Below are 12,076 nucleotides of genomic sequence, written 5' to 3'. Positions count from 1 at the left end.
TGCCGCGACGCGCACGGTATTGGCTGGTCAGGCTGGGATGGATGTGATACACCGACTGATCATTGGCAAAGAGCAGGGCCAACAGGGAGCGACATACCGGTTGCCTGCACCTTCAATGGCCCAGCAATGCTCTTCGAAACGAGCAGACCAAGCACACAACTGATTCAGGCCGTCGGTGTCGTTCTGGACGCTCAGGCTGTCCAAAACGACGCCCCGAGAGTCGAGAGCGACGGCCGTATGGGTCGTGGGGTGGGGATCAAGTCCAAGAATGATCATGGTGTCCTCCAACAGAGTTCGGCGTTTCACCCCCACCCGCGCAGGTCTGTTCTGGATTGGGCCCGCAGGCAGCCTGGTATCAAGCGAAGAGCAGCGGTGTCGTGCCGTTGAGAAAGAGAACGCGCAATTCGGGTACAAGCGACGAGCGCAGACAGTTTCAGGGCGACGCTCTCTCCTCACCTTATTTTTGACATACAGACATTTTCCGGGGAGTTCGTGTGGGACGGCATCAACAGGTCAATCAAGTCGCACAGGCGTGCTGACTCCCGGCTGAACGACCGCACCAGTTCCCGCAAACCCATCTTCACCACGCTCCATGCCCGGCGACCATGTGCCTTTTTCGGACATTCCAGAGTGATCCCGACGAGCACGCACCACGTGTAGGTCAGCGTCAACAGGCACAGCAGGCGCTCCACGTGATCGTGGAGCGTCATAGGTGTTCCCTCCAGTTGGAAGCCCTTGCTTTTCAGCGCCCTGAAGAGACATTCAATCAAGAATCTCCGCTGATATCGCGTCTGGATCGTCGTCACCGCTCCGACGTTACTGGCAATGATCAGCGCCTCGCCGTCTCGCGTGTACGTCAGGACAACGTTCATCGGTTGCCCGCAGACCACCGTATCCTCGACCAGCAGACCGGCATGGCCGGTCTGCAAGCGACTCAGCCAGTCCTGCGCTGTCCAGTCGTCCAGGAGTGTGTCGCGCCGCAACCGCACGCCAATGGGAATCCCACGGTGAGCTCGTCCCTGAATCCAGTCGTAGCCGACGAATTCGCGGTCGGCATACAAAACCCGGATGTCCGCTGCGGACAGCAGGCAGAGGGCATCGTCCATGAGGGTGTGCCGGATCTCCGTGTTGCTGCCCCCCCTGTAGAGCAGGGGGATGGCAACGCCCCGCCAGATGACGGCCAGCAGCAAGACGTTCACGTCCGTCTGTCCGTACTTCCAGTTTGTCCGGTCAAGGATGAATTCGCGTGGCTGCGCGGCGGGAAGGAGGGTCAGGACGACCCGGGCGACGTCGGCCGGTTGGATGGGATGACGGTCAAAGAAGCGCTCCACACGCCGGATGACGGAGGCGGTGTGCGCGCTTCCGGGGAAGCGCGCCGCGAGTTCAGCATGCCGGACGTCCTTTCCCCCAAGGAGAGCGAGAACCATGAGGGAGAGCAACTCGACCTGATTCTTGCGGAACTCTGGGAAGTGCGCGGTGAAGCAGCGGATCAGCTTGGCGAGGATATCGGGGGACGCGTTCTGTTCTCGCGTGTCAGCCGAACTTTTTCAAGGCCCTCGGGAAAGTGTCGGGTACTGAGGGCTATGCCTGTCTGACCGGGAACGACCCGGCTTTGAGGTTTTTCTCCTAGAGGGACATCAACGAAAACCGTATCTGTTGGCTTTTAATCCAAGCCGAGCGAGTTGAAAAATACCGATTTTGAAAATCATATGGAAGCCGTAATAAATTGGCGAATTTCAGCGGTCAATCATTCCCAAAACGCGGGCGTTGAGAGTCGTGACGATATGAGGTTCTGAAGGGGTCACCTTATGGGGTATCATCTCGCAGATGACGGTGCAGGGATCAAAACGACAAAGTCAAACGATTCAGTTTTATCTTCGGAGCGTTACCCCCAATTTCGGGGAGGAACTGCCTGCCTCCAAGATTTTAGGGGTGACATTATGACCGAGCAAGAAATCGATCTCAGCGCATTGTGGCGGGGGATTCAACGGCGTTTATTTTGGATTTTAGGCACGGCCTTGTTGCTGGCGTTGGGCGTTTACTTTTGGTCACGCGCTCAGGCTCCGGTCTATGTCGCCAGTGCTACCCTTATTTCAGCCAACAGTGCCACGAGTGACCCCGTTTTTAGTGGAGCAACCGTCAAAGCCCCGCCGCTGCCAGAGGGCGCAGTGCAGCAGGCGTTACAGAGCACCCAAGTCATTGTGCCTCTGATCACCGCCTTTAGCACCCAAGAGGGCGTGTCTGCCGAGGAAAAATCGCGGATCACCCAAAACCTGAATTTGGAACTCAGCGAGCAGCGACTCAAGACCGTCACCTTGGTCTCCAGAATTGATCAGTTCAGCGGTGGCAACGGGATTTATACACTGAACGCCAAAGCACGGACTCCCGAGGCGGCCACCAGCCTCGCCAATCTTGCCAGTCAGGCCCTCCGCAATTGGGACGGTGACCGAGCCAAGGAAAACATTCGCCGTGCAGCAGCGGGCTTCCGCGCCCAATTGGGGCAGGTGGATGAGCAACTGATAGAGCAAAATACCCTCTCTAACCTGGAGCGTCAGACGTTGATTGCTCGCCGCGCCAACTTGCAGTCGAGTTTGGCCAATGTGATCATTCTGGAAGAGTCTGCTGTAGGCGTGCTGAGCCGCTTGTCGGACGCTGTGCCGCCCCGCGAACCTCAATCGCCCAAACCCCTCCGGAACGCTGTGTTGGCTGGTCTGCTGGGTCTCCTGTTGTCTGCAGGCATCGTTGCCCTGATCACGGTACTTGACCGTACCATTCGCAACGAAGACGATCTGCTTAGCCTCAATCTCCCGACGCTAGCGGTGGTTCCGCGCCTGCGCCAACGCGACATCCTGCTCAACGGCATCGTGCGTGCGGCTCGTCAGGCCGGACTCTACGAGGCCATCGGCTTCTTGCGGGTCAATGTCTTGACGGCCTTGCAAGGGAAGCAGCACCCGATTTTGATGGTTACCAGCACCGCTCCTGGCGAAGGCAAAAGCAGCCTCACCGCCACTCTTGCCGACGGTTTTGCCTCCAGTGGACAGCGGGTGCTGATCATTGATGCTGATTTGCGCCGGGGCACCCAAGAAGTAGTCTGGGAAAAATTCAATGAGGCTGGGCAATGGCATCAACTGGTGGGTACAGGCGGGGCACGCAGCACCCGCGAAGCCTTCCAGAATCCTGAGAACGTACAGGTCTTGCAGGTTGAAGAGAATGTAGACATGCTGCCTGCTGGGCCAAGCATGCATGACAGTCTTTCCTTGCTTAATCAAGCGGATTTGGGCAAGGCGCTGGCTCACTGGCGTCAAAGCTACGATTTGATCCTGATCGATAGTGCGCCGCTGCTGGCCTTGGCTGACAGCTTAGTCTTGGGCGAGCATGCCGACGCTGTGCTGATGATCTGTGAGTATGGTCGAACCCCAGCGCAGTCGGTTCGGGCAGCGTTACGCCGTGCGGAACGCGGCGGCCTGAAGATTATGGGTTGCGTTATCAATAAATCAGATGCGCGGGAAGATAAGAGCTATGGATATTCGTATGCTTATTCAGCTCGCAAGTAATCACGCTGTATAGTTTAAGTTGGTGTGCTTAATAACGCTTCGTTTGAGTTAGGGATAAAAGATGAATTCTAAGAACTTTGGTGTCAATTTAATGATCACATATGGATCCAATATATTTCTTGGAGTGCTTGGGGTAATCTTTGTTCCTATTGCACTTCGGAAGTTGGGTTTGGAGGGATTTGGTGTTTTTGCTCTTTATACAACGATTCTTTCGGCAATTGCGTTAATTGATCTTGGTATTGGCAGGAATCTTTCTAGAAATTTGGCGACATGTGAAAGCGTTGATGTCGGGCAAAATGTTGTAAGCCTAGTCATAGCTTTATATTCAATTATAGTCGCTTTTATTGTTCTTATATCTCCTATTATTGCGCTTGTAGTTCCAAAACTTGTTTTTGGCACTATAGAATATGTAGATGTGCTTGGTGTCATAACTTATATTGCTATATTTGAATATATCTTGTCGATTCCATGTAATATTTATATTTCTACAGCTGTTGCCAGAGAAAAATTTAGCCTACTTGCTACCTATAACAATATTTCTGGATTGTTAAAATATTCAGTAATGTTCTTGGCGCTCTTTATATTTAAAGATCCACTTCTTCTTATAATTGCTGTAAGCATGAGGAAAATTATTGATATAGTGATCGCAAGGTTAATTTTAGGGAAAATAGAACACTACAATTGGAAGCCTGTTTTTTCATATGTACCTTTGAGGGTATTTGCGGTGCAATCATTCAATTATTCTATTCCTCAACTACTTCAGACAATGGTTATTTTGTCAAGTTCATTCAGTGTTGGAAGTACATTTGGTTTGGTAGGACTGGGCGTTTATCGCAGCGCGTTTGACATAGCAAATCGCATATGGTTTTTTTCAAATGGTCTTGGCTTAGTAGTTTTTCCGAGATTGGTAAAATTAAATAATTCAAATGAGGGTCGTCAGCAAATTAAGCGTTTACTACCCATGCAAATGTTGCTAAGTTGGATGCTTTATTTATCTATAGCTATTGTTGTAATTGTATATGGCAATCAAATCCTGCCTTCAATAGGGATTTCCGATTATCAAATTATTAGCATGATTAAGCTTCTGGTTTTGGGTGTATCTTTAAATGCTCATGCTAATCTAGCATATGAAGTTCTACAGTCTCGTACTGACTTTGTCAGGTTAAATATCGTGTGCGTCCTATCTCTTGTGTTGTTGTTGGGAGTATATTTTGCTTTTAAAGACCACATTGGAGTTCTTAGTATTGGGTGGGCATGGGTTATTAGTCAGTCCTTCTACGCCTTCATATTGGATGAATTTGCTCAGAGAGGTCACTGGCAGATATATCTTCTCAAAGCCTCTTTACTCCTTGTTACAATATACAGCTTGATAAGTTTACCTAGTGAATCCTATATGGCACTATCACTATATGCGGTCTTAGGTTTTGCGGCGTTTTGTGTAGCGATTAAACTATTTCGTCGGAACTTAGTATGAAATATTTTTTGAGGCTTCCCAAAAACAAAAGCAGCCATTCAAATGCAGTGGTTTTCCTTTGCATTTTCCTATTCTTTCAGGCAGATTTAAAAGTGACAGTGTGGCCATACATTCACTGGGTAATAGCCTTTGTGGGTTTGTTATTATTGATATGCATAAGAAACACAGCCTTTAAAATTGATAGGCGAGATCTATTTGTTCTAATGCTTATACCTCTTGCAATGGCAATAAATTTTTTAATTGTTCCTTCGATCGAAAATGTTATTCAAACATACAAAGTTGCCATAATCTTCATCTCAATTTATATTATATCGAATTTTCTGTCCATAGTAAATTTTAAAAGTATTTTGACTGCTAGCCTAGTGCTAAATTCGCTATTTCTTTTGTTTGGAATACTTGGTCTCTCGTGGGCAGCACGTATTCTCACTGGAGATGGAAGATGGGGAACATTATTCAACTATCCAGGTTCGCTGTACAAAGTTGGATTATTCATGATTGTTTTTGGTATTTATGGAATGATTAAATCAAAAAATAAGATTGGCTATTCTCTAACGACTGTATTATGTCTGTTTGTTATGTATATGGATGGATCCCGAACTGCGTTTATTTTATTAGGTGTTGCTTTGGTATATATCATATTTATAATGATTATTGAATATCTTTCAAAAGGTGGAACCTTTGCAACACTAAGGCTTCTTGTGGTGTTTATGACGATTTCAATCAGTTCAATCTTTGCTGTCAATTATAAACCCATTCAAGAGTCAAGAATTTATAAGACAATTCTAGAAGTGTTGAGCGGGGAGGGTGGTTTAGCGAAGGCTGATAATATTCGTTACGACATGCTTACGCGAGTGCAGGAAGAAATAACACAACATCCGATAGTAGGTATTGGTATGGGCAACACCTCGACTATAGTTAATGGTGAATCAATCACAATTCATAATGCTTATCTTCAAATTTGGAGTGACGCAGGCATTTTAGCTGTGCTAGCGCTGTTGTTATTAATGACTTATGGAGTTTTTCAATCGCGTCTTTATATACGTGCCGCTATGCAGACGAAGAGTGTGTTTCATGGCGCCCAGGCGTACAATTTATCGTTTCTGCTTATCATTATGCCTATAACGAACTTGTTTCACCCGTTTAGTACTGAGTGGTCAGACTGGTCAGCATATCTATTAGCTATAGCTTGTACTAGAGTTTTAGGTGGTTCGGAGGATGCTCATGAGGACGTATGATCTGCAAATCACTGTGGTAATAGCAACTTACAACCGTTTCGATTTACTCAAACGGGCCTTAAACTCAGTTAGACGACAAGTTATACCCGTCTACGAGGTTATAGTAGTAGATGATTGTTCCACAGATGAGACCTCGAATATAAGAAAGTATTATCCTGAAGTAAAACTCTTAAAGCAGAGCGAGAACGGTGGACCTGGGCCTGCACGTAATTTAGGAATAATGGCAGCATCGGGTAATTTCGTTCTTATTTTGGATGATGATGATGAATTAGTCGTCGACTGTACTTCGGTTGTATATAGGCGTCTTTCTGATATTACTAATTTAGATCGCTTCCCCGTAGTACAATTCGCACACTCAAATGGTCGTCTGACTAATTTTGAACGCTTTAAATTGGTGAAATTAGAAGATTATTGGTCTGGAGCAATAACAGGCGATTTTCAGCCCCTAATAAACGTTAAGCAGTTTAAAGACCTTGAACTCTCTTATCCTGATAATAGAATTGGGGGTGAAAACCTACTTTGGTGGCACATTGCAGATGATTATGGAATTCCAACTTGGTATGATACGATAGGATTAGTAAATGATGATGCCACACTTCGACTTACGTCAGTAATAAGTCAGATAAGACATTCGAAACAGCATCTGGCATTGGCAATTCAAACACTGAGCATTTTTGGCAGCAAGATGGAGATACAAAATCCGAAGATGTTCCATTCTCGCTTATTGGCTGTATTTGTCTATGCAAAACTATCTGGTGACGAAGACTCAATGCACCGATCAATGGTAGATTTAAGACGTACAGCATCCCCACCAGTATTTAGCATTTTGCGGATTTTGTCTATTGTTCCGTTGAAATTGTTCACTATTCTTTTTACCGCGTATAGAAGGGCGGAAAGATGAGAATTTTGCATATTATTCCGGAACTGAAAACCGGCGGCGCAGAAAAAATGCTAGTAGATATAATTGAAGAGCAGATTGATCTTGGTGCAGAAGTAACAGTACTGATATCAAAGAGACTTAATAATAATTTGGAGGAAAGGGTTTCTAAACTGGCTACCCTAAATTGTTCGAACATTTCAGAGTTTTACAGCATAAGTGCGATAGCATTTTTAGTAAAATACTTAAGAAACAAGAATTTCGATGTTGTTCATTCACACCTTACTCCATCCCAAGTGTCTTGTTTTTTTGCATATATTTTCAAGTCAACTAGGGCTCTATACATAACAACTGAGCATAACACTTCAAATAGACGTCGTAATACGTTCATCTATAGAATTTCAGACTATTTAATATATTTGCCTTACAAAAAAATAATTTGTATTAGTGATGGGACTGCGGAGAGTCTAAAAAATTGGCTTCCATTAACATCAAACAAATTAGAAGTTATACTAAACGGGATAAGAATTGATGACTATATTAATAAGTACTCTAAGATAAGTAATGATCGTAGTGGTTTTCTTACTGTAATCTCTGTGGCGCGTTTAGAGCCTCAAAAAGACCATGACACACTTATTCGTGCCATTGTATTCTGCCCTCAGGTGAAGCTTCTCTTAGTGGGAGAAGGGACACGTCGCGCGATTTTGGAGACCCTTGTAAGTAGATTAGGGCTTACTTCGCGTGTGGTTTTTTTAGGAAATCGCTCGGATGTTCCCGCCCTACTCGCAGCCGCCGACGTGTATGTTCAGTCTTCGCACTGGGAGGGGTTTGGCTTAGCTGCTTTAGAGGCTATGGCTGTCGGATTACCCACGATAGCTTCTGACGTTTCTGGTCTACGTGAAGTTGTGGGAGGAGCAGGAACACTTTTTACACCTAGGGATGAGTTGGCACTGGCAGACGCGATAAATTCTATGGGTAACGACTCTTTTAGAAAAACGGTTGCCGATAACTGTTATGTGCGCGCTCAAGCATTTGATATCCGTGCTACAGCGGCCGCATATATGCGTGTTTACAAAAGATTCACTCATGACACTGATATTGATTAGTGGATTGGAGATATGATGAAGATTCTAATTACGGGTGGGGCAGGTTACATTGGCAGTACTGTCGTCTCGGCACTTGCTGATGCAGGCTACAGTCCAGTTATCATAGATTCGTTGATTCAGGGGCAACCTGAATTTGTCTCGCTGCATCCGTTGTATGTAGGTGATATGGCAGATCCTGAATTACTGGAGCGACTCTTTTCCGATCACCCCGATATCACTGTGTTGATGCATTTTGCAGCACTCATAGATGTTGAAGAATCTATGCGTCTCCGCTCTCTCTATTACACAGAAAACCTATTCAAGGCGGCCACATTGACCCGTTGGGTGTTAGAGCGTGGCGTAAAGCAGATTATCTTCAGTTCCACTGCAGCGGTGTACGAAGGCGGTACAGGCTATAGTGGACTGGCAGAAGAGGCTCCGGTACACCCACTCAGCCCCTATGCTCGCTCCAAGCTGATGTTCGAGTCAGTGCTATGCGATATGTGTATTGAGGCAGGTGCTTCAGCTGTTGCCTTGCGCTATTTCAATCCCATTGGTGCTGATCCAATGATGCGCTCCGGGCCTTACAAAACTGATCCATCCCATATTTTGGGCAAGCTGACAGCTCTCGCTGCCAAAGCGGGTGGCGAATTCGTAATCAACGGCGATGATTACCCTACGCGTGATGGTACCCCTGTCCGCGACTACATTCATGTATGGGATTTGGCGCAGGCCCATTTGGCGGCGCTGAGTTATGTCGTGAGGCCCACGCAATCAGCTGGTGACCTCATTATTATTAACGTCGGTTCTGGCGTGGGTGTGACCGTTCGTGAATGTGTAGACGCCTTTTTAGATGTTACTGGACTGCCTATTAACGTGCGCATTGGTGGGCGGCGGGCAGGTGACACAGCTGGGGCATTTGCGGATACAAGTCGGGCGCAAACCCTACTCAATTGGACGCCAAAGCTGACTCTTAGGCAAGGTATTCAAGACGCTTTAACTTGGCAGTCCCTCAGAACACAGCAGGCCAGTTCAATATGAAACCTACCCTGATGTATCTTTTGACCATCCCCCAAAGTGCCTTGTGGTATCTGCGGGGCCAGTTGGCTGAAATGCAGCGCCGTGGTTATGAAACGGTTTTCGTGTCGTCTGTGGGCGATGGCGGGGAGTTGGCCGAGGTCAGCCGTCAAGAGGGAGTCCGTACCTTTCCATTAGAGGTCAGCCGCGAGATTGATCCCGTTCGTGACCTGCGTTCGATGTGGCAGTTGCATCAGATTATGCTCAAAACGCGGCCAGACATCGTCAATTTTGGCAATCCTAAAACTGGACTTGTCGGCGGTATCGTCTCTGCTCTGTGGAGGGTGCCCGTGCGAGTGTATACGCTTCACGGCCTGCGGCTAGAAACTTCAGTAGGAGTCAAGCGTCAGCTCCTGGTGTGGACGGAGCGGCTCACCATGCTGTGTGCCCATCAAGTGGTGGCTGTGAGTCCAAGCTTGCGCGAGCGTTCGCTTGCCTTGGGCCTGGTGTCGCCTGAAAGGATCATCACACTTCATCACGGCAGTGTCAACGGAATTCGGGAGATGCGCATTGAACATGCGAAAGTTCAGGCCTTGCGTCTGGAACTGGGACTTCCTGAAGAAGCGCTCGTCTATGGGTTCGTGGGTCGGTTGACCCGCGACAAGGGGATACGCGAACTGGTCGCTGCTTTCCATCACTTGCATCAGATGTACCCGCAGGCACGCCTGCTGCTCGTCGGTGACTTTGAGACGGGTGATCCCGTAGATGACACCACGCGGCATCAGATCGAGACCACGGACACGATCATATCTGCGGGCTACGCTTCAGATGTCGTGCCCTACTATGGCCTGATTGATGTGTTGGTACTGCCCACCTACCGGGAAGGTTTTCCCACAGTTGCGTTAGAAGGAGCGGCGCTAGGACTTCCACTGATCACCACAGACGCCACAGGCGCACGTGACGCAGTGCAAGAGCAGGTGACTGGCCTAAGGGTAGCCGTAGGTGATGTTGATGACCTCGCACGGGCGATGAAACGTTTGGCGCATGACGAACCTCTGCGGCGGCGTCTTGGTCAACAGGGAAAAGCGTGGGTACAGCAAGATTTTGCTCAGGAGCGTCTGTGGCAAGAATGGGACACGCTCTACCAACAGCTTCTGGCCAAAGCTCAGGCGGGTCGGTCATCTCATCCACGAAGTTTGAACGGGCTTTGGTGGGTTGCTCTTTGCACGGTTTTCGTATTTACGCTGATAAATTTGCTCATTCGCCGCCCGTCTCACGGCCTGCGTGGTTACCAGAGAGGTTAAGGATGCACAAGCGACTGCTCATGACGGGGGCCACTGGCAATACTGGCCTAGCCACCCTTACACGTCTCCGGACCATACGACCTGATCTTCCGGTACTGGCCTTAATTCGTCAGACGACTGATCCGGCCCCCCTCGAGCAGTTGGGGGTGCCTTGGCATGTCTGTGATCTAGACCGGCCTCAAAGCTACTTGGGGGTTGTCAAACCGGACGATGTCTTGTTAGAAACCGCAAATCTTCGCCACGCCCGTACTATGCTGCCCGCAGTGGCTGAGGTTGGGGTGAGACGGTCATTTTGCGTAACAACTACAGGTGTGTTCTCGAAACACCATTCCTACTCCGCGCTTTACCGTGAAATTGAAGAAGAAATGAGGCGCGGCCCAGTTGAAACTACCCTCCTCCGTCCCAGTATGATCTACGGCAATGAGCGCGATCACAACATGCACAAACTGTTGCGCCTGGTCGCCAAGGTTCCGATCTATCCCGTGTTCGGTTCAGGGCGGGCTCTGATGCAACCTGTTCATGTAGAAGACTTGGCACACGGAATCGCGCAGGCAGTCATTCAAGATGCACGCGGCGAGTTTAATCTCGCAGGGCCTGAAGCGTTGCCTTACCGTCAAATTGTGGATGAGGCATTCCATGCTGTCGGACGGCGTGGCCTGATGATTTTCATTCCAGTCCGTCCAGTGGCGGCTGTTGTCGGACTCCTGCAACGGGTGCCCCGCTTTCCACTCAAGCAGGAGCAAATTATTCGGTTGCAAGAGGACAAGGCATTTGACATCTCTGCCGCCCAGCGAGAGTTGGCCTATACGCCCCGAATGTTCTTCTCTGGCATTGCCCAGGAAGCGTCCCAGCTGCGCCAACTGGGCATGTTGTGACGCCTTTTAATCCGCCTCCACTGCTGTCTACCTATCTGCAGATGAAGCAGTTGTGTGACTGTTTGGCCGCAAGTATCGCCCTGTTGGTGCTGTGGCCCGTACTACTCGTGGTGGCGCTCCTTATCTTTTTGGATGATCCAGGGCCTGTGTTGTTCAAACAGGAGCGGGCTGGACGTTGGCATAAACCTTTTGTCATTTATAAATTCCGAACCATGAAGCGAAATACTCCCAGTATCTCCACCGAAGAGATGCGCCGTTTGGGTTTGACGCCTTACACTCGTCTTGGCCCTTTCTTGCGCCGCAGCAGCTTGGATGAATTGCCGCAGCTCCTCAACGTGATCCGCGGAGAGATGAGTTTGGTCGGGCCGCGCCCAGCATTGCTGACACAACAAGTGGTGCTCACGGGCAGAGAACAGCGTGGAATTCACCAGCTGCGTCCAGGGATCACTGGCTTGGCCCAGGTGACGGGACGTGATGATTTGCCCGACGACCAGAAAATAGAACGCGATTACACTTACTTGCGGCACCTTGGTCTCTTGACTGATGTCCTTATTCTGATTTACACGCTACGGAGCTTGACCGGGGCACGCGGCGCGTATTAAGCGGTTGCGGATGGGCCAGGCTGGATTCTGATTTCCTATCCCTAGGAGTACAT

Annotated in this window: 10 protein-coding genes; 9 read left to right on the top strand and 1 reads right to left on the bottom strand. The window is 48.8% G+C overall.

Annotated elements, in window-relative coordinates:
- Window positions 1–452: 452 nt before the first annotated feature.
- Window positions 453–1,427: a transposase gene (locus M1R55_RS25830; RefSeq protein ID WP_249395853.1), complete on the bottom strand. Its 975-nt coding sequence runs from the start codon at window positions 1,425–1,427 to the stop codon at window positions 453–455.
- A 513-nt stretch (window positions 1,428–1,940) separates the two neighbouring features.
- On the opposite strand from M1R55_RS25830, the gene M1R55_RS25825 reads away from it, so the two are divergent.
- The 9 genes from M1R55_RS25825 (at window position 1,941) to M1R55_RS25785 (ending at window position 12,023) form a co-directional block, all read left to right on the top strand.
- A complete protein-coding gene (locus M1R55_RS25825; RefSeq protein ID WP_249395852.1) occupies window positions 1,941–3,554 on the top strand; it encodes a polysaccharide biosynthesis tyrosine autokinase in 1,614 nt (537 codons plus the stop codon).
- A 61-nt stretch (window positions 3,555–3,615) separates the two neighbouring features.
- A complete protein-coding gene (locus M1R55_RS25820) occupies window positions 3,616–5,028 on the top strand; it encodes a hypothetical protein (RefSeq protein WP_249395851.1) in 1,413 nt (470 codons plus the stop codon).
- On the top strand, window positions 5,025–6,263 hold the full coding sequence (locus tag M1R55_RS25815; protein ID WP_249395850.1) for an O-antigen ligase: 1,239 nt from the start codon (window positions 5,025–5,027) through the stop codon (window positions 6,261–6,263). The genes M1R55_RS25820 and M1R55_RS25815 overlap by 4 nt, the downstream gene beginning before the upstream one ends.
- Window positions 6,250–7,164 (top strand): glycosyltransferase family 2 protein, encoded by a 915-nt coding sequence (locus M1R55_RS25810; protein WP_249395849.1) that lies wholly within the window; start codon window positions 6,250–6,252, stop codon window positions 7,162–7,164. Before M1R55_RS25815 ends, M1R55_RS25810 begins: the two co-directional genes overlap by 14 nt.
- Window positions 7,161–8,246: a glycosyltransferase gene (locus M1R55_RS25805; RefSeq protein WP_249395848.1), complete on the top strand. Its 1,086-nt coding sequence runs from the start codon at window positions 7,161–7,163 to the stop codon at window positions 8,244–8,246. Before M1R55_RS25810 ends, M1R55_RS25805 begins: the two co-directional genes overlap by 4 nt.
- Window positions 8,247–8,258: 12 nt before the next feature.
- Window positions 8,259–9,266, top strand: coding sequence for a UDP-glucose 4-epimerase GalE (gene galE, locus M1R55_RS25800; protein ID WP_249395847.1), 1,008 nt, complete (start codon window positions 8,259–8,261; stop codon window positions 9,264–9,266).
- Window positions 9,263–10,546 (top strand): glycosyltransferase family 4 protein, encoded by a 1,284-nt coding sequence (locus M1R55_RS25795; protein ID WP_249395846.1) that lies wholly within the window; start codon window positions 9,263–9,265, stop codon window positions 10,544–10,546. Before galE ends, M1R55_RS25795 begins: the two co-directional genes overlap by 4 nt.
- 407 nt (window positions 10,547–10,953) lie before the next feature.
- A complete protein-coding gene (locus tag M1R55_RS25790) occupies window positions 10,954–11,421 on the top strand; it encodes a hypothetical protein (RefSeq protein ID WP_249395845.1) in 468 nt (155 codons plus the stop codon).
- 41 nt (window positions 11,422–11,462) lie between these two features.
- The gene (locus M1R55_RS25785) at window positions 11,463–12,023 is read left to right on the top strand and encodes a sugar transferase (RefSeq protein ID WP_249396129.1); all 561 of its coding nucleotides are present in this window, start codon (window positions 11,463–11,465) and stop codon (window positions 12,021–12,023) included.
- Window positions 12,024–12,076 lie beyond the last annotated feature (53 nt).

It is taken from the genome of Deinococcus sp. QL22 (assembly GCF_023370075.1).
Taxonomy (GTDB): domain Bacteria; phylum Deinococcota; class Deinococci; order Deinococcales; family Deinococcaceae; genus Deinococcus.
The sequence above is the reverse complement of the archived record's forward strand: the minus strand, read 5'-3'. Positions and strand labels throughout refer to the sequence as shown.